The following is a 17,949-nucleotide window of genomic DNA, read 5'->3' as shown; positions in this document are numbered from 1 at the left end:
ACAGCAAATTTACGGATAACTATTGTTCCGCTTTAACCGGAATCCAGATTTCTTCTTCCGAATCGGGAGCATTGTTTTTGTATTTCGCTCCTAAAATCTCAAAATGAGGCCGGTTGTCAAGGACGTATCCGGATGTGGGAAACCAGGTTTCAAAAATATACCGGAACGTTACCGGGCCGGTATTGGCAGCGCCTTTATGAATAAATACGGCATACAAGCCTTCGGCCAGGGTAAAGGCCTCCATGTCGTGCGGTATCGCATCGAAATCGGTTACTGCTACGGCTGCCCATTTTTCAAAAAGAGTATCCGGGTTATAATTGAAAGGACCGTCATAGACCTGCATCGAAAAAAGATCAGCATTAATGTTGTTCCGGATTTCCTTTCGCCGGGGCATAAAGTTGCTCCATAGCGGGAACGTTTTATTATCGGATAAAGACATCTGCATCCGTTTGCCGATAAGCTTTGTTTCGGGCAGGGATTCGATACGGAGAAAGATATCGGGACTATCGGGCATTTTCATTCACTTCAAATATTCCGAATACATTGTTGTCGGTATCGATAAAATAACCCTGCCAGCATCTGCCTGGTATTGCAAATTTAGGCATGGCCACCTGTCCGCCGTTTTCCAGGATCAAAGCCGCTGTTTTATCAAAGTTTTCAACTATCAGGGAACAGGTATAGGCATTGGTACCGCATCCTGTTGGCGGCACGGCTACCGGACGTTTTAAAAGACCGCCGTGAATGGTACCGTTGGTTTCGATCCGGAAGTATTCATACGGAACGGATTCTTCGCGTATAATGTTCCATTGGAAAACATTGGTATAAAACTGAATGGCTTTTGCCGTATCGGAAGCCTGAATTTCGAAATAACTGATGGTATTCATCGGGTATGCTGTTTAAGTTGTAATGACGAAGTTAGGAAATAAAAGTTATGCTTTTTTATACTTTTTAAGGATATCCGGACTGATATTGTTCTCTTTTAAAATGGCAAGGATCAGGTCTTTTGGCGCTTCTTTGCCGTTCAGGCTGACCAGTATTTCCAACGTCATGTTGTTGTTCAGACTGATAAAGAGCAATCCGTAATCCGGGCTGAAATAGGTGATTCCGGTGCGGAATGTTATATGATCGTGGCGGCTTCCGCATAAAGAGTCGTAGCAGTTGTAATCAACGTGTTTGTACACGGTGTACTTTTTATCTTTCAGGGTATAGGTAACTTTTTCAGAATAATAGCGGTCGCTGACTGTTGCGTTCAGCCCCGGTATGACTTCCGTTTTCGGGATGGAATCTTTAGCTTTCAGGCTGTCGGCTTCCTGTTTGGTAAACGGAAACCAGAACTTTCGTTTGTGGCCATGGATGATCATCTCAATGTCATAGTTCGTTTTTCCGGCAAGAATAGTACCGCCGGAGTAGTTAAACTCCTGCACTTTTTCGCCGTGAAAACCGATATATTTGGCACTGGAAAACCGGTTGACCAATTGAGTACTGGTTGATTTGTTTTGAGAATAAACCAGCAAAGAGTTTACGAATACGCTTAATATAAGAAGATGTTTTATCATCGGATCAATCAAAATTATATTGTTCAAATATAAAGATTATCTTCCATAAACTGTTTTAGAATAAGGTCCGAATAATAATTGCCAATACTGCGGATGTGCAGGGAATAGGCGTCATCATAGGCGTTATAGGCAACGCAGATAATATCGAAATCGGTCTGCCAGTAAAGCTGAATGCTATCGGAACACTCTTTTAGAAAGGAATACTGCCGGTGCATGTTGTTTTTAAAGGCTTCAAGATCCGTTATTTGTAAATCTTTTACGGGTGCTGTTACATAATGCCTGTATGCTTTTTCCAGAGCTAAGATCTCAATCATGACTTCAACGGATTCATACAGGCAGAAATGGGTATAGGCTTCGTCATCGTAATAGGCGATAGCCCCATCTTCGGTTAACAGGTAATCGGGAGTTTCTTTTCCGTTATCCATAGCGAAAGCGGCTTTGCCATTAACTGTGGTATAGTATATTTTTTTGTTTTTAGCGATAATGACATCCGACAAAAAACGGAGCCGGACGGTATAATCCGGATTTTCATATTCCGTAAAAGTATAACCGGAATACTGCTGCTGGATATGCAGCAGCCGGCCGGAATCCGTCAGCCGGTATTTGGATAAATACTTTTCTGCAGCCGCAGCTGCCGTAATCCAGGCAGGATCTCTTTTGAGGGTGCTGAGGTAGTTTCGGGCTCGTTCCGTTAATTGCATAATGACATGAAAATAAGCACCAATTTATAAAAACTTTGGATTGCCCCATAAAAAAAACACCGATTCAGATCCTGAACCGGTGTTTCCAACCAAAAAACCAACCCTGTACGGGTAATTATGAAAACTACTTTATATTGTTAATCTGAACTGATTTCAGATTTTTTGTAACGGTTATTCCGTATCCGCTTTTAATTCGGTCTGATTGCGGAATACTAATTTTCCATCGAAACTGTCCAGTAAAATAATACTGTCGGTAGCGACTTTTCCGGCAAGGATTTCTTTGGATAATTCGTTTAAGACCTCTTTCTGGATCACACGTTTTACCGGACGTGCCCCAAAGTGAGGATCATAACCTTTTACCGCCAGATAATCAATGGCTTCCGGTGTTGCATCCATCGTGATGTGCTGCTGTGCCAGCATTTTGATGACACTTTTTAATTGCAGACCAACAATTTCACGGATATCGGCATTGCTTAAAGGCGTGAACATTACAATCTCGTCGATACGGTTAATGAACTCCGGACGAACGGTTTGTTTCAGCAAGCCTAAAACTTCCACTTTTGCAGCTTCCGTAGCGGCTTCCACACTGCCTTTCAGGTTTTCGAATTTTTCCTGTATGATATGGCTTCCCATATTGGAAGTCATGATGATGATCGTGTTTTTAAAATCGGCCAAACGTCCTTTGTTGTCTGTTAGGCGTCCTTCATCCAATACCTGTAACAGGATGTTGAAAGTATCCGGATGGGCTTTTTCAATTTCATCCAGCAGAACCACCGAATACGGTTTTCTACGAACAGCTTCCGTTAATTGACCGCCTTCATCATAGCCCACATATCCCGGAGGCGCACCAACCAAACGACTCACACTGTGGCGTTCCTGGTATTCACTCATATCGATACGCGTCATGGCATTTTCATCGTCAAACAGGTATTCTGCCAGCGCTTTTGCCAATTCGGTTTTACCCACACCGGTTGTTCCCAGGAATAGGAAAGAACCAATCGGTTTTCTCGGATCCTGTAATCCGGCACGGCTTCGGCGAACGGCATCACTGATCGCAATGATTGCTTCTTCCTGTCCGACAACTCTGTTGTGCAGTTCGTTTTCCAGTTTCAGCAATTTCTCACGCTCGCTTTGCAGCATTTTGGTTACCGGAACTCCGGTCCATTTGGCAACCACTTCGGCAATATCATCGTGGGTAACCTCTTCTTTAATCAGCGAATGACCGGATTGATTTTCCTGTAATTGTTTTTGTAAAACATCCAGACGTTCCTGTGCTTCTTTGCTTTTTCCGTAACGGATCTCGGCTACTTTACCGTAATCACCCTCACGTTCTGCACGTTCTGCCTGCATTTTAAGGTCTTCAATTTCCTGTTTTGTTGCCTGGATATTATCCACAACATCTTTTTCCGATTTCCATTTGGCGAAAATCTCGTTGCGTTCTTCTTTCAGATTGGCTAAATCCAATCCTAATATTTTTAATTTGTTTTCGTCATTTTCACGTTTGATCGCTTCAATTTCGATTTCCAGCTGCATGATCTTTCTGTCCAGTACATCCAGTTCTTCCGGTTTGGAGTTGATTTCCATACGCAGTTTGGATGCTGCTTCGTCCATTAAGTCAATCGCTTTATCCGGAAGGAAACGGTTGGTGATATAACGCTGTGACAGTTCTACCGCCGCAATGATTGCATCATCTTTGATACGCACTTTGTGGTGGGTTTCATATTTTTCCTTGATACCACGCAAAATAGAGATCGCACTTTCCGTATCCGGTTCGTCTACCATTACTTTCTGGAAACGACGCTCTAACGCTTTGTCTTTTTCAAAATATTTCTGGTATTCGTCCAGAGTTGTCGCACCAATAGCTCTTAATTCACCACGTGCCAACGCCGGTTTTAAGATATTGGCAGCGTCCATTGCGCCTTCACCGCCTCCGGCACCAACCAGTGTGTGGATTTCGTCAATGAACAGTACAATATCCCCTTCTGCTGAGGTTACTTCTTTTACAACGGATTTTAAACGTTCTTCAAATTCACCTTTATATTTTGCCCCGGCAATTAAAGCACCCATGTCTAACGAATAGACTACTTTGTTTTTTAAGTTTTCCGGAACGTCGCCCTGTACGATACGGTGTGCTAATCCTTCGGCTATAGCCGTTTTACCTACTCCGGGTTCTCCCACCAGCATCGGATTGTTTTTGGTACGTCTGGAAAGAATCTGTAATACCCGGCGGATCTCTTCATCACGCCCGATTACCGGATCCAGTTTCCCGTCGTTTGCCAGCTGGTTTAAATTTTTGGCATATTTGTTTAAGGCATTATAGGTTTCTTCGGCCGAGGCTGAAGTTACCCGTTCGCCTTTACGGATTTCATTGATAGCACTTTCCAGACCTTTTTCGGTTACTCCCTGGTCTTTCAGGATTTGCGCTATTTTACTTTTTGATTTAAAAATTGCCAACAGTAAATGTTCGATGGAAACATATTCATCGTTCATTTTTTTAGCAATGCTGGTTGCTTCATTCAATGTTGTTCCGGCTTCACGGGAAAACATTAATTCGCTTCCGCTAACTTTAGGAAAGCTTTGTAACGTACTGTCCAGAATTTGTTTGAACAGGTTTACATTCACATTCAGTTTTTTCAAAATGAATGGCGCTACATTTTCATCAACTTCAAGAATACCTTTGAAGATATGTTCGTTCTCGATTTGCTGATGGCCTGAACCCTGCGCAATTTGCTGCGCTTGTTGCAGGGCTTCCTGCGATTTGATGGTTAAATTATTAAAGTTCATATTTTTAAATGTTGTTTGTCGTTTGTGATCGTTATTTTCTAACTTTGGTTGGTATATTTCAATTTGTATTCCAATACAACAAAACAAGACAATTTGGCGTTTTTATACTCCTGTTTGGAGAATTTGAATGTCAAAATGGCGTAAAATCGGACAAAACATGAGTTTTTTAGACAAACTATTTGGGGAGAACAAGAAGGAAGAAGCCCTTCCAAAAGTACATTGGCTGTATTTAGAGGAAACGCCTCTGGATGAAATTGAAAAGATTTCTTTTGAAAAGCCAGTAGCTATTTTTAAACACAGCACCCGTTGCAGTATCAGCAGAATGGCATTAAAACAGTTTGAAAACGAATATGACGTGCCGGCAACAGCGATGGAGCTTTATTTCCTGGATCTGTTAGCACATCGTTCGCTTTCGAATGAGGTAGCACAACGTTTCGGAGTGGAACACCAGTCGCCGCAATTGGTACTGATTAAAAATGGAAAAGCAATATATGATGCTTCCCACAGCGATATTGATGCTGAGGTATTGAAACAAAAAATAGCATAAGGAGCTAAATAAGAAATCCCGGATTTTTGATTTGCGGATTTCTTATCCTTTTTAAAAACTTCCGCCCGATCCGCCACCGCTAAAACCGCCATCTCCGAATTCCATTGGCGATTCTTCCGCTTTTATTGCTGGTTTTAAATCAAAAGTAGAAGCGATAATCAGTGTTTCCACATTTAACAAGGCATTGGAATTATCAAAGCGGTCCGGTTTGAAAGTAAAGCCTGTAGCATTGTTTTTTATCTTTTTGATAGAAAAATACGTAAATGCAAAAAGGAATAAGCCTCCAAGAGTCAGTGCAAACTCCGTTGGCAAAACATGATGGTAATTCCGGAAGCTGAAAATCGAAAAACAAAATGCCAGGAAACCGATCCAAAGCAGCATCCTGTTTTTGTTTTGTAATGCAAAAACGATATAAAGAACAGGAATGATAAAGGTAAAGCACCAGAAGAACCATGATAATGGGATTTCCGGACTATAATCGTAGTAGGTGTCGGCCATTGCTGCTGAAAGTTCCCTTACAACAAAATAATTCCCTGATAAATAAAATAAGACCAGACTGAAATTTCTGATCAGCAGGATTCCGTTGTGATAAAAAGGTTCCGTCAGTTTTTTTAGAAGCTGTACACCGGCAACATACATTCCAACTGCAAAAAGCATCATCGCAAAAGGCAGTATCGCTTTTCCATATGCCAAAAGATCAAAGACAGCATAAGCCAGTGTAGCGGTTAAAGCCAGGAAAAAAACAACCATGGAGGGTAAATGTACATAACGCAGATACATCATTAAAGCGGCTATCGTGACCGTGCCTGTAATAACCAGGATGTTGCCTTCTGTAGAAAAAGTAACGGCTATGCCCAGAGCAAACTGCGTTCCCAATATAAAAGCATCGTCCAGTCCGAAACCATAATATTTTTGTCGTGCCAATAATTCAGATCCTACCAGGCCAATTGCCGCAAAAAGATATACCAATCCAATAGCGAGATCTACATTGACCAATCCGAATAGCGCTAATACACCACTAACAGACGAATACAGGAAAACACCCAATATGAAAAATCCTGAACGGATTAAGATGTTGTGCTGGCTTTTCAGTGCGGGTAATGCTTTTACCGCATTTTGGAACTGTTCTTTAGTAATGAAACGGGCTTTCTCTAAAGCCTTCGCTTCGGTAACCAAAAAAGTGTTTTTCAATAAATTCTTATCGTATGCGATCATTTGCTTTATGTTTATTGAAATTTTTAATTAACCCGATAAATAAAATAATAGAAACAATTATATAAAAAGGGGAGGCCAGTAGTATTATTTCATAAAAGTTATCGGCTCTGACAAAAATCAGAAACTTAAACAGCAGGAGGTTTAGGCCTATATAGGCGTATATAATTGTAAAAGCAAATAACGAAACCGAAGGAATCTGATAGCTTGTTTTGTAAAAATAATAGGAGGAAACGCTTAAAAGTATCGCTGCCATCAGCCAGTTATCAAATAAATTATTGATCGTTGCAATACTGATTAAATGCAAAGCATACGTGAGGAAGATAAAATTGAAATGTGCTTTTAAGTGAATCTTTGCGCTGTAAACAGTCCAGGCAATTAATAAAGCGCCGAGTAAAATTGCCGAATAGCTTAATGTTGCTGTTGAATAAAGATTATTGCTTAGCAATGCCTGAGGACTAACCGAAAGACCAATATAGGCCGCTAAACCGGTTACCGCAATGGTTAACACGCCTTTATGGTCAAAATAATAGGCGCAAAAGAAACTGATAATTGTAGGGATTAATGTTGCTAAACCGTAATGGGTTCCGAAAAGGGTGTATTGAAATTGTATGTATCCTACAAAAATGCAGCTTAAAAGGGTTGCCGCAAGCACTAAATACTGCCATAAAGGGTTCTCAAAACCGGACTCTTCTTTTTGAAATCCTTTCGAATTTTTAAAGCAAAAGTAGAAACAGCATATTGTGATGAGCAGCAGCAGCGACAAGATAACAACGTGTTCGATACTGTCAATATTCTGATAAATTAAAATTCCGATTCCTGAAGTGAATAATAAAACCGACAGGTACAGCATTAGTTTTAATTCGGAATAAAGTGAAAAAATAGCCAACCGGCGATATTCCTTTATTTGGTCGGATTGTTTTGCTGTAATTAAATTTTTCTTAAAAAGAGTTTGGGTAGCCTCATCTTCAAATTGTGCCATACTATTACTTTAAGATAACTTATACTCAAATATATACATTTAGTATGGATTTTTTGGTTTCCGGATAAAAGGATTTCATTTAAAAAAAATACGTTATGCTGCCATAACGTATTTTCTAAATTAATAAGCGCTCTCCATTTTTGTCTGAATCTCTTTCAGACAAAGATTGTTGATACTGCCTTCATGGGTATGTTTTGTTTTTTCTGGAGCTTTGAAAGTTCCGTTTTCCAATTGCCCGGCTATTATTTTATAGGCATCCCGAAACGGGATTCCCTGAACGACCAGTTCGTTTAAGGCATCTACCGTAAAGAGGTAGTTGTATTTCGGATCGTTTAGGATTGTCTCTTTTACTTCAATATCCTGCAAGGCATAACGGGTCATTTCCAGACAGGATTTTAAATTTTGAATAGCCGGAAACAAACCCTCTTTCAGCAGCTGGAATTCCCTGTGGTAACCACTGGGCAGATTGTTCGTTATTAGGGTCAGTTCATACGGCAGACTCTGGATTTTATTCGCTTTTCCCCTGATCAACTCAAAAATATCCGGATTTTTTTTATGCGGCATAATACTGGAACCGGTGGTGAGCTGTTGTGGCAGCGTCATAAAATCAAAATTCTGACTCACATACAGGCAGACGTCCATTGCCAGTTTCGACAAGGTTCCGGCAACGCTGCTCATCGCAAAAGCCAGCGTTTTTTCCGATTTTCCACGGCTCATCTGCGCGGCAACGACATTGTATTTTAATGTTGCAAATTGCAGGGTTTCGGTTGTATGCGTTCGGTCGATAGGAAAGGAGCTTCCATAACCGGCCGCAGAACCTAACGGATTCTGGTCGACAACCTGTAAGGCGGCATTCAGCATCGTAATATCGTCAATCAGACTTTCGGCATAGGCAGAAAACCACAAACCAAAAGAGGAGGGCATGGCAATTTGCAGATGCGTATAACCGGGTAATAAAACCTGCTGATTTTTATCGGCTAATGCCATCAGCAAATCAAAAAGTGCTTTGACCAATGCTTTTATAGCGATAATCTCGTCTTTAAGGTATAAATGCAGGGCTACTAAAACCTGGTCGTTTCGGGAACGCGCCGTATGGATCTTTTTTCCGGTGTCGCCCAGTTGTGCAATCAGCATGGACTCTATTTTGGAATGTACATCTTCAAAATCGGCTTCAATGGTAAACTGTTCTTTTTCGATGGTCAGCAGTATTGCTTCCAGTGCCTGGATAATGTCCGCTGCTTCCGTTTCGGTCAGTAATCCTGTTTTTGAAAGCATTTTGGCATGACCGATGGATCCCAAAACATCATATCGGGCTAAAATAATATCCAGTTCCCTTTCATTGCCTACGGTAAACTGTTCAATTTTCTGATCCGTAGGGATGCCTTTTTCCCATAATTTCATGTTTCGTGTTTTTATGTGGTTAGTAAATAGCCTTCGAGTATGTTGATGTATAATTGAATTCCTTCTTCAATTTCCCGGCGATAGATAAACTCGTTAGCCGTATGGGAACGCAGGGAATTTCCCGGTCCTAATTTTAAGGACTGACAACTCAGTACCGACTGGTCGGAGAGCGTTGGAGAACCATAAGTGCTGCGTCCAGAAGCGATTCCGGATTGCACTAACGGATGCTGTGGCGCAATCGAAGAGGCATTTAAATTCATCGAGCGCGGTTTTATAACGGCCGGTACCTGCTGAACCACCGTGTCCAGTATTTCCTGGTTGCTATAGCGGTCGTTTACACGGATATCCACGACCAGCCGGCATTCGGCAGGAACAACATTATGCTGCTTTCCGGCATTGATCTGGGTTACCGTCATTTTAACCGGTCCCAATATGTTGGAAACCTTTTCAAAACGGTAATTTTTAAACCAGTCGATAACGGCAAGCGTTTTGTAAATAGGGTTATCATCGTTGTGATGTGCGGCATGGCTGGCTGTTCCGTTTACCGTAACATCCAGTACCAAAAGCCCTTTTTCGGCTATGGCCAATTGCATTTCGGTGGGTTCGCCCACAATTGCACAATCCAGCGGAGGCAAATGTTGCAGGACGCTGTTCAAGCCGTTCGGTCCGCTGCTTTCTTCTTCGGCGGAAGCCACGATCACAATATTGTGCGACAGGTTTTCGTGTGTATAGTAATAGGCAAACGCAGCCAATAGCGAAACCAGGCAGCCACCGGCATCATTACTGCCGAGGCCGAAAATTTTGCCGTCTTCCTCAATAGGGGTAAACGGATCAAGGGTATAGCCCTGATTGGGTTTTACGGTATCGTGATGGGAGTTGAGCAGTAATGTCGGTTTGGAAGCGTCAAAATGCTGGTTGCAGGCCCATATATTATTGTTTTCCTGTTTAAAAGGAATATTATTTTCCTGAAACCAGTTCTGGAGTAATAGTGCCGTTTGCTGTTCTTCTCCAGAAAAAGAAGGAGTGGCAATGAGCTTTTTTAATAACTGGATGGCTTCGTTTGTTAGCGTTGGTATTGTTTTCATAAGTTAAAGGCTAATTGTGGTACATTGTGTATTTGGATTTTCAAGAACAGCCGGATTCCCAATAATGACCCGGTCAACTCCTTTGGACAATGCCAGGAAGCAGTTGTCGAGTTTCGGGATCATACCGGAATGTATCGCACCGATTTCCAGCAGATCCCTGTATTTGGATCGGGTGATGGCCGGTATAACGGAATCGTCATCATTCGAGTTGATTAAAACACCTTGTTTTTCAAAGCAATAAATGAGCTTTACCGTATAGATTTCCGATAAGGTGCTGCTCAGTTCCGATGCAATGGTATCGGCATTGGTGTTTAAAAGCTGTCCGTTTCCGTCATGGGTAATGGCACAGAAAACCGGTACTATATTTTGTTCCAGTATTTTTGTGAGTGGTTCTTTATTAACGGCAATGATGTCCCCCACGAAACCAAAATCGATGTCCGGATTTTTTCTTTTTTCGGATACGATTGTGTTCCCGTCGGCTCCGGAAAAACCAATGGCTATTGACTGCCTCGCGTTCAGCTGTGCAACAATTCTTTTATTAATCAGTCCGGCATAGGTCATTACAACGACATCCAGCATGTGCTGGTCGGTAATTCTCCTGCCGTCAATCATTTGCGGTTCCAGACCTAAGGACTGAGCAATTTTACTGGCTTCTTTTCCGCCGCCGTGAACGAGTATTTTAGGCCCGTCTGTTTTGGAAAAAGCGGTCAATACTTTCGATAAAGCAACCGGATCATCAATAACATTGCCGCCGATTTTAACGATGGTTATATTGGGTTTACTGGCTTTCATGTGCTAATATTTTGGTTAGAACGGCCTGTGCCGCATAGGTTCTGTTGTTTGCCTGCGAAATGACGATGGAATCGGCACCGTCTAAAACGGCATCACTAACAACCTGGTTTCGTCTTACTGGAAGGCAATGCATGAATTTTGCCTGTTTGGTCAGTGCCATTTTTTCCGGGGTTACCATCCAGGCAGCATCCTGCGACAGTATCTGCCCGTAATCGTTATAATTGCTCCAGTTTTTGGCATAAATAAAATCAGCATCTTTAAATGCTTCCTCCTGGTTGTGGGTAACGGTACTGTTTTTCGTTACTTCCGGATTGAGCTCATAACCTTCCGGATGTGTAATGACAAAATCAACATTAGCGAGCTGCATCATTTTTATAAAGGAATTGGGAACCGCATGTGGCAAAGCTTTCGGGTGCGGTGCCCATGTTAAGACCACTTTCGGCTTTTGGGTCGTCTTGTATTCCTGTATGGTCAGTATATCGGCAACCGCCTGTAGCGGATGTTCCGTGGCGCCTTCGAGGCTGATTACCGGCACCGAGGCATACTGGACAAAGGCGTTGATGACGTGTTCTTCTTCATCTTTTTCCTTATCGGTTAACGAAGGAAAACTGCGAATGGCGATAATGTCGCAATACTGGGAGATTACCTGTGCCGCTTCTTTTATATGTTCGGCTTTGTCACCGTCCATAACCGCACCGTCTTCAAATTCCAGGCTCCAGCCTTCGTTGTTGAGGTTCATGGTAATGCAGTTCATGCCCAGATTAGCAGCTGCTTTTTGAGTGCTCAGTCGGGTTCTTAAGCTGGGATTGAAAAATAACAGTCCCAGGGTTTTGTTTTTGCCTGCTGTTTTGTTGGCATAAGGATTGGATTTGATCTGTTTGGCTAATAGAAGCAACTCGTCCAGATCATCAATATGGTTTACGGATGTGAAATGTTTCATGTTGTTTTAGGTTAAGGTTGCGAGCGCATTTTTGAGCCCTTTTACAAAATAATCAGTGTCGTCTTTGGTGATGGATAATGGCGGCAGTATGCGCAGCAGGTTTTTTTGTGCGGCATTGCCGGTAAAGATGTATTCTTCATAAATGAGCTTTTGACGCAGTTCGCTAACGTCAAAATCAAATACCAGTCCGAGCATTAGTCCTCTGCCTTTCACTTTTTTGATTTCGGGAAATTGTTGCATCTGATCGCAGAAATAATCATGCTGAAGACGGACATTGTCAATCAAAGCTTCTTTTTCAATGGTTTCCAATACCGAAAGAGCCGCAGCACAAGCCAGGTGGTTGCCGCCAAATGTGGTTCCCAGCAAACCATAGGAGGCTTTGAATCCGGGACTGATTAAAATACCACCAACAGGAAAACCGTTGCCCATTCCTTTTGCCATCGAAATGATGTCCGGCTGAATTCCGTGGTGCTGATGGGCAAAGAATTTACCGGAACGGCCGTAACCGCTTTGGATTTCATCCAGGATCAGGATCACGTTATGGGCTTTACAGAGCTGTTGCAAGGCCTGAAAGAAAGCGGTTGTACCTTCGTCCAGTCCGCCAACACCCTGAATGCCTTCGATAATTACGGCACAGACGTCGCCTTTGGCAATTTCATCGGTCACCGGGCCGATGTCGTTTAACGGTAGGAATACGACTTCGTGCTTATTGTTAACCGGCGCTATGATAGCGGGATTGTCGGTAACGGCAACCGCGGCAGAAGTACGTCCGTGAAACGCTTTTTGAAATGCAATGATTCTGGATTTTCCATTGTGGAAAGAAGCGAGTTTTAAAGCATTTTCGTTGGCTTCCGCGCCGGAGTTGCACAGGAATAAGGAATAGTCGGGATAACCGGAAAGCTGCGCTGTTTTTTGAGCCAGTTGTTCTTGGATAGGGTTTACTATCGAATTGGAGTAAAATCCTATTTTCTGTACCTGTCCGGTAATCGCATTAACATAGGCTGTATGGGAATGACCAATGGAAATAACGCCGTGGCCTCCGTAGAAGTCAAGGTATTCCTGGTTGTTGGCATCCCATACTTTAGCGCCCATGGCTCTGGTTGGGGTTATGTTGTATATGGGGTAAACGTTGAATAGATTCATTTTTTTAGTTTTTAAATAGTGAAAAGTAAAGGGCAATTAGCAAAAAGCAAAGGGCAAAATGTAAATGGCAAAGGGCAAATGGGATTAGAAATTACCGGATTTTAATTGCAAGCCTGTTTTCTCATCTAAGCCGAACATCAGGTTCATGTTTTGAATTGCCTGGCCGGATGCGCCTTTGATGAGGTTATCAATAATGGAAGTTACCAACAGGTAATCTCCTTTTTTGGTAAGGCTGATCAGGCATTTATTGGTCTGAACCACTTGTTTCAAATGGATATTTCCGGTGGTGACCACAACAAACGGTTCCTTTTCGTAAAAAGCCTGAAACTGTTTTACATGGGTGTCCAGTGATTTGTCGGTTTTGGTATACAGCGTTGCAAAAATGCCTCTGGTAAAATCGCCGCGATTGGGTATAAACAACAGTTCCTGACAGAAACCGGTCTGTGTGATGGCCAGACTTTGCTGTATTTCATCCAGATGCTGGTGTTCAAAGGCTTTGTAATGGGACATATTGTTGTTTCGCCAGCTGTGATGCGTTGTTTCCGAAGGCTGTACGCCGGCACCGGTACTTCCGGTGGTGGCATTAATATGAATACTGTTTTGCAGTTCCTGGTGCTGTGCCAACGGTAGTAAAGCGAGCTGAATAGCCGTAGCGAAACAGCCCGGATTGGCAATAAACTGTGCTTTCTGTATGGCTTTTTTGTTCCATTCTGGCAGTCCGTAAACGAAGGCTTCCGCATCTTTCTGCAAACGGAAGTCATTTCCCAGGTCGATAATACGGGTGTGACCGGCAAAAGGATGTGCCGCTAAAAAGGCTTTCGATTTGCCGTGTCCCAGGCAAAGGAACAAGACATTGATTTCCGGGTTTACCGTATCGGTAAATAGTAAGTCCGTTTCACCAAGGAGGTCCTGATGCACATCCGTTACCGGTTTACCGGCATTGGTGGTGCTGTAAACAAAGTCGACTACAGCCTTAGGATGGTTATCCAGTAAACGCAACAGTTCTCCGGCAGTGTAGCCGGAACCTCCGATAATACCAACATTAATCATAATCCAGATAATTTACATGTGAATAAATAGTTTGTGCATTGCCCAGGATTTTAATGAATCCTTTGGCTTCTTCGGCCGTCCAGGCGTTGTTCATTTCGCCATATTGCCCGAACTGGGAATTCATCAGGTCGTGAGCCGATTCTACTCCGTCCAAAGAGAAATGGTAGGGCTTTAGCGTTACGGTCACTTTTCCGCTGACTGTTTTTTGAGAGTCTGTCAGGAAGGTTTCGATATTGCGCATAACCGGATCCAGGAATTGCCCTTCATGAAACAACATGCCGTACCAGTTGCCCAATTGTTCTTTCCAGTACTGCTGCCATTTTGTGAGTACGTGTTTTTCCAGCAGGTGATGGGCTTTGATAATGAGTAAGGGTGCCGCAGCTTCGAATCCGACTCTGCCTTTAATACCGATGATGGTATCGCCCACGTGTATGTCTCTGCCAATAGCAAATGCGTTTGCCAGAGCTTCCAGTTTGAGGATATTGTTCGCCGGAATGTCTTTTTGATGATTGATGCCGACCAATTCTCCTTTTTCAAATTCAAGGATCACTTTTTCAGGTACGGTTTTTTGTAATGGCGACGGATAAGCTTCTTCCGGTAACGGCAGGTGAGAGGTTAGGGTTTCTTTTCCGCCCACACTGGTTCCCCAGATCCCTTTGTTGATAGAGTATTGTGCTTTTTCCCAGGAATAGTTGATGCCGTTTTGCTGTAAAAATTCCACTTCCTGCTGGCGGGACAATTGCAGGTCTCTGATGGGGGTGATAATTTCAATCTCGGGGGCGATGGTTTGAAAAATAAGGTCAAAACGAATCTGGTCGTTTCCGGCACCGGTACTGCCGTGCGCAATTGCCGCCGCTCCGTTTGCTTTGGCATATTTTATGACTTCCAATGCCTGGAAAACACGTTCGGCACTGACCGAAAGGGGATAGGTGTTGTTTTTGAGTACGTTGCCGAAAATCAGGTATTTAATGGCTTTGTTATAGTATTTTTCAACAATGTCCAGGTTGGTATGCTGTGTGCTGCCCAATGCATAGGCTCTGGCCGTAATGGTTTCCAGTTCGGCTGTGGTAAAGCCTCCGGTATTTATCAGGACTGTATGTACTTCGAAACCGTTTTGGATTAAATACGTCAGGCAGAAAGAGGTGTCCAAACCACCGCTATAGGCCAATACTACTATTTTGGAATGATTGTTATGAGTTTTGTTCATGGTATTATTTTTTTAAGAAAAGTGCCTGTTTGATGCTTTTTAATCTGCCCAGCACTTTTTTGTTAAAGGTGTATTCCTGTTCCTGGTTTTTCTTTTCTTTCGGGTCGTACAGCATTCCGGTGCAAAGGCACATTTTGTTTTCTTTGTGTTGCAGGATATCGAAATTCGTACAGGTTTTGCAGCCTGCCCAAAAACTGGGATCATCGGTTAGTTCCGAAAAAGGAACGGGACGATACCCGAGGTCGGAATTGATTTTCATAACCGCTAAACCGGTGGTTATTCCGAAGATTTTTGCTTCCGGATACTTTTTTTGGGAATACTCAAATACAAAAGTTTTGATCTTTTTTGCCAATCCGAGATGCCTGTAGCCGGGATGTACGATCAATCCGGAATGGGCTACGAATTTTCCGTGCTGCCAGCTTTCGATATAGCAGAATCCGGCAAATTTTCCATTTTCCAAAGCGATCACAGCTTCCTGTAAATCGATCTTTTTATGGATGTATTCCGGAGTTCTCTTGGCAATTCCGGTACCTCGCTGCAGGGCAGATGTTTCGATGGTGTCGCAAATTTCCTGCGCATAGTGATAATGCTCCTTTTGAGCAATAACAATGATTACATTCATTTCTAACAATGATGAATAAAGGATTAATAGAAAATAAAAAATAGGGGGTGTGGTTCGAGCCTAAAAGAAATTAGTGTCGAAAAGAGCAGCCTTTACCGTCGTGTTGTCAGTATTACAGACTGTAATGCTAAAAATATAAATGTGTTGTTAAGACTGTTTTGTCCTGATACAAAAATTACTGGTTCCAAAATGGGAAATATGAGAAATGAATAACAATATGAAAAACTCGGGTACTAGAAAGTCGACCGCTCTGTCCGGGAAGATAGGATCAGGGTTTTCCGTGTAGAAAAGTTACTATGTAACATTGTTGTTTTCATTGCTGCAAATGTAAAAGATTTTGTAATAGGATGTGTTAAAAAATACAGAAAGTGATTTTTTTAACAATAGAAGTCCCTGTTTACAGGGCTTTACACTAAAAAAAATCCGGAGCATTGCCCCGGATTTAAACAAAAAAGAAAGGATTTATTTCTTAATAATCTTACGAATGTATTCTTTATTGTCGGCTGTAATCTTGACAATATAGATTCCCGCAGCAAAATTACGAATGTCAATCTGCTCGGATACGGTGTTGTCTGCCGGTGTCAGATTGTTTTCTAATACGATACGTCCGTTGGTATCGATCAGCATCAGATGAAGCTGTTTTACGGCTATATTTTCAATGGAAAGGTTGATTATTCCGTCTGACGGGTTAGGGTATAAGTTTAAGCTGTCAAATCCGTTCGGAGCTGTTTCACCAGCCATTTTCGCACCACAGCTGGTTGCTGTTACGCTGCGGGTACCGTTCGAATTACTGATTGTTCCCACACTGTTTTTGGCAACCATCGAATACGTATAGGTAGTACCGGCAGTGATCAGGTAAGTGTTTAAGAATGATGTTCCTGTAACATCCGGAGCATACAGGTTACCGTTTCTGTAAATATCATAAGTAGTGGCATTGGCAGATGCGGTCCAGGTAACGTTAATGGCACTGGTAGTACCGCTGCAGGTTGCTGTTGCTGTTACCGTAAAGGCTCCCGGAGTACTGCAGGATGGCGGTGTAGCCGATAGTGTTCCGTTTGAATTATTGGTACTGCTGCTGGCATTTTTAGCTTTTACATAGTAGGTATAGGCTGTTCCGGCGGTAACGGCGGTATTCAGGTATTGTGTTCCTGTAATGCTGCTGGCATATAGAGCACCGTTTCTGTAAATATCGTAGCTGGTGGCATTAGCAGAAGCGGTCCAGTTCAGTCTTACGCGGGTAGCTGTTCCGTTGCATTCCGGTGTAGCGGTCAATGTGAATGCGCCCGGAGCGGTAACGCTGCAGGTCAGGTTCAGGTTGGATTTTAAAGCGTTAAAGTAGGCAGACGCAAAAGAATCCCTCCAGGTGGAGCTTGTTAGTTTTGTAGCATCGGCAGAATCCACAAAACCGATCTCATTTAAGCATCCTGTAGCGGAAGAATAGCGTAAAACGCCCAAATGATAGGCCAGGAAGCTATTGTCTTCCACGCAGCGTCTGTTTGTCCAGGAACCGTAAGAAACCATATCGGCCTGGATTTTCTGTGCAAAAGCAATATCCGGAGCGGTATTGGTATCGTCATAAGTACAATAGAAAGTCTCGGTTCCGGTACCACCGCCGGCGTTACAGTGAACGCTCAATAAACGGTCGGCATTCCAGTTATTGGACATCGTTGCTCTTTGGGTAACGGATGTCCAGCTGTTTAGGTTTGTGGTTCGGGTCATGTATACGGTCCACGTACAGCTGTTCTGGATCAGGGTACGGGTTCGTAAACCCACTTCCAGTGAAGTTTCTATTTCGGTTGCGGTTCTTCCGTCGGGATTGTCACTGGTTGAGGTGCCATATCCGTGACCCGGATCGATAACGATTATCTGAGCATTTGCCATAAAGGTCACTACTAAGGCAAACAGGAGTGCAGTTATTTTTTTCATG

Annotated in this window: 17 protein-coding genes; 1 reads left to right on the top strand and 16 read right to left on the bottom strand. The window is 42.8% G+C overall.

Annotated features, from left to right (window positions below):
• Positions 1–19: 19 nt before the first annotated feature.
• From BGO42_RS08365 to clpB, 5 genes are all read right to left on the bottom strand, one after another.
• The gene (locus BGO42_RS08365) at positions 20–520 is read right to left on the bottom strand and encodes a GyrI-like domain-containing protein (RefSeq protein WP_273245391.1); all 501 of its coding nucleotides are present in this window, start codon (positions 518–520) and stop codon (positions 20–22) included.
• Positions 504–884 carry a VOC family protein gene (locus tag BGO42_RS08360; RefSeq protein WP_177734942.1) on the bottom strand — a complete coding sequence of 127 codons (381 nt, stop codon included), beginning with the start codon at positions 882–884 and terminating at the stop codon, positions 504–506. The genes BGO42_RS08365 and BGO42_RS08360 overlap by 17 nt, the downstream gene beginning before the upstream one ends.
• 45 nt (positions 885–929) lie before the next feature.
• The gene (locus tag BGO42_RS08355) at positions 930–1,556 is read right to left on the bottom strand and encodes a hypothetical protein (RefSeq protein WP_273245394.1); all 627 of its coding nucleotides are present in this window, start codon (positions 1,554–1,556) and stop codon (positions 930–932) included.
• A 23-nt stretch (positions 1,557–1,579) separates the two neighbouring features.
• Positions 1,580–2,257, bottom strand: a complete 678-nt coding sequence (locus BGO42_RS08350) for a hypothetical protein (RefSeq protein ID WP_273245395.1) — start codon at positions 2,255–2,257, stop codon at positions 1,580–1,582.
• Positions 2,258–2,428: 171 nt separating this feature from the next.
• A complete protein-coding gene (gene clpB, locus BGO42_RS08345; protein WP_273245397.1) occupies positions 2,429–5,041 on the bottom strand; it encodes an ATP-dependent chaperone ClpB in 2,613 nt (870 codons plus the stop codon).
• 157 nt (positions 5,042–5,198) lie between these two features.
• Between clpB and ytxJ the strand changes: the two genes are divergently transcribed.
• Complete coding sequence (gene ytxJ, locus BGO42_RS08340) at positions 5,199–5,588, top strand: bacillithiol system redox-active protein YtxJ (protein ID WP_177734934.1); 390 nt, start codon at positions 5,199–5,201, stop codon at positions 5,586–5,588.
• A 51-nt stretch (positions 5,589–5,639) separates the two neighbouring features.
• Here the strand turns inward: ytxJ and BGO42_RS08335 are convergent, their stop codons facing one another.
• The 11 genes from BGO42_RS08335 to BGO42_RS08285 form a co-directional block, all read right to left on the bottom strand.
• Positions 5,640–6,803 carry a hypothetical protein gene (locus BGO42_RS08335; protein WP_273245400.1) on the bottom strand — a complete coding sequence of 388 codons (1,164 nt, stop codon included), beginning with the start codon at positions 6,801–6,803 and terminating at the stop codon, positions 5,640–5,642.
• Complete coding sequence (locus tag BGO42_RS08330; RefSeq protein ID WP_273245401.1) at positions 6,787–7,782, bottom strand: DUF2157 domain-containing protein; 996 nt, start codon at positions 7,780–7,782, stop codon at positions 6,787–6,789. The genes BGO42_RS08335 and BGO42_RS08330 overlap by 17 nt, the downstream gene beginning before the upstream one ends.
• A 120-nt stretch (positions 7,783–7,902) precedes the next feature.
• Entirely contained in the window at positions 7,903–9,183 is a 1,281-nt protein-coding gene (gene argH / locus BGO42_RS08325) for an argininosuccinate lyase (protein ID WP_273245403.1), read from the bottom strand.
• An 11-nt stretch (positions 9,184–9,194) separates the two neighbouring features.
• On the bottom strand, positions 9,195–10,268 hold the full coding sequence (locus BGO42_RS08320; RefSeq protein ID WP_273245405.1) for a M20 family metallo-hydrolase: 1,074 nt from the start codon (positions 10,266–10,268) through the stop codon (positions 9,195–9,197).
• A 3-nt stretch (positions 10,269–10,271) separates the two neighbouring features.
• Positions 10,272–11,060 carry an acetylglutamate kinase gene (gene argB, locus BGO42_RS08315; protein ID WP_273245407.1) on the bottom strand — a complete coding sequence of 263 codons (789 nt, stop codon included), beginning with the start codon at positions 11,058–11,060 and terminating at the stop codon, positions 10,272–10,274.
• Positions 11,047–12,000: an N-acetylornithine carbamoyltransferase gene (locus BGO42_RS08310; protein ID WP_273245409.1), complete on the bottom strand. Its 954-nt coding sequence runs from the start codon at positions 11,998–12,000 to the stop codon at positions 11,047–11,049. The genes argB and BGO42_RS08310 overlap by 14 nt, the downstream gene beginning before the upstream one ends.
• 6 nt (positions 12,001–12,006) lie before the next feature.
• Entirely contained in the window at positions 12,007–13,143 is a 1,137-nt protein-coding gene (locus BGO42_RS08305) for an aspartate aminotransferase family protein (protein WP_273245410.1), read from the bottom strand.
• An 84-nt stretch (positions 13,144–13,227) separates the two neighbouring features.
• A complete protein-coding gene (gene argC / locus BGO42_RS08300; RefSeq protein ID WP_273245412.1) occupies positions 13,228–14,193 on the bottom strand; it encodes an N-acetyl-gamma-glutamyl-phosphate reductase in 966 nt (321 codons plus the stop codon).
• Positions 14,186–15,400, bottom strand: a complete 1,215-nt coding sequence (locus BGO42_RS08295; protein ID WP_273245414.1) for an argininosuccinate synthase domain-containing protein — start codon at positions 15,398–15,400, stop codon at positions 14,186–14,188. The genes argC and BGO42_RS08295 overlap by 8 nt, the downstream gene beginning before the upstream one ends.
• A 4-nt stretch (positions 15,401–15,404) precedes the next feature.
• A complete protein-coding gene (locus BGO42_RS08290; RefSeq protein WP_273245416.1) occupies positions 15,405–16,022 on the bottom strand; it encodes a GNAT family N-acetyltransferase in 618 nt (205 codons plus the stop codon).
• A gap of 462 nt (positions 16,023–16,484) precedes the next feature.
• The gene (locus BGO42_RS08285) at positions 16,485–17,948 is read right to left on the bottom strand and encodes an N-acetylmuramoyl-L-alanine amidase (RefSeq protein WP_177734912.1); all 1,464 of its coding nucleotides are present in this window, start codon (positions 17,946–17,948) and stop codon (positions 16,485–16,487) included.
• Between the last annotated feature and the right edge of the window lies 1 nt (position 17,949).

It is taken from the genome of Flavobacterium sp. 40-81 (assembly GCF_001898245.1).
GTDB lineage: Bacteria > Bacteroidota > Bacteroidia > Flavobacteriales > Flavobacteriaceae > Flavobacterium > Flavobacterium inviolabile.
The sequence above is the reverse complement of the archived record's forward strand: the minus strand, read 5'-3'. Positions and strand labels throughout refer to the sequence as shown.

Coding starts and splice junctions, on each gene's coding strand:
- argH (WP_273245403.1), bottom strand. CDS start 9,183: ATGAAATTATGGGAAAAAGGCATCCCTACGGATCAGAAAATTGAACAG.
- BGO42_RS08335 (WP_273245400.1), bottom strand. CDS start 6,803: ATGATCGCATACGATAAGAATTTATTGAAAAACACTTTTTTGGTTACC.
- clpB (WP_273245397.1), bottom strand. CDS start 5,041: ATGAACTTTAATAATTTAACCATCAAATCGCAGGAAGCCCTGCAACAA.
- BGO42_RS08330 (WP_273245401.1), bottom strand. CDS start 7,782: ATGGCACAATTTGAAGATGAGGCTACCCAAACTCTTTTTAAGAAAAAT.
- BGO42_RS08320 (WP_273245405.1), bottom strand. CDS start 10,268: ATGAAAACAATACCAACGCTAACAAACGAAGCCATCCAGTTATTAAAA.
- argB (WP_273245407.1), bottom strand. CDS start 11,060: ATGAAAGCCAGTAAACCCAATATAACCATCGTTAAAATCGGCGGCAAT.
- BGO42_RS08350 (WP_273245395.1), bottom strand. CDS start 2,257: ATGCAATTAACGGAACGAGCCCGAAACTACCTCAGCACCCTCAAAAGA.
- BGO42_RS08310 (WP_273245409.1), bottom strand. CDS start 12,000: ATGAAACATTTCACATCCGTAAACCATATTGATGATCTGGACGAGTTG.
- ytxJ (WP_177734934.1), top strand. CDS start 5,199: ATGAGTTTTTTAGACAAACTATTTGGGGAGAACAAGAAGGAAGAAGCC.
- BGO42_RS08305 (WP_273245410.1), bottom strand. CDS start 13,143: ATGAATCTATTCAACGTTTACCCCATATACAACATAACCCCAACCAGA.
- BGO42_RS08355 (WP_273245394.1), bottom strand. CDS start 1,556: ATGATAAAACATCTTCTTATATTAAGCGTATTCGTAAACTCTTTGCTG.
- BGO42_RS08295 (WP_273245414.1), bottom strand. CDS start 15,400: ATGAACAAAACTCATAACAATCATTCCAAAATAGTAGTATTGGCCTAT.
- argC (WP_273245412.1), bottom strand. CDS start 14,193: ATGATTAATGTTGGTATTATCGGAGGTTCCGGCTACACTGCCGGAGAA.
- BGO42_RS08290 (WP_273245416.1), bottom strand. CDS start 16,022: ATGAATGTAATCATTGTTATTGCTCAAAAGGAGCATTATCACTATGCG.
- BGO42_RS08285 (WP_177734912.1), bottom strand. CDS start 17,948: ATGAAAAAAATAACTGCACTCCTGTTTGCCTTAGTAGTGACCTTTATG.
- BGO42_RS08365 (WP_273245391.1), bottom strand. CDS start 520: ATGAAAATGCCCGATAGTCCCGATATCTTTCTCCGTATCGAATCCCTG.
- BGO42_RS08360 (WP_177734942.1), bottom strand. CDS start 884: ATGAATACCATCAGTTATTTCGAAATTCAGGCTTCCGATACGGCAAAA.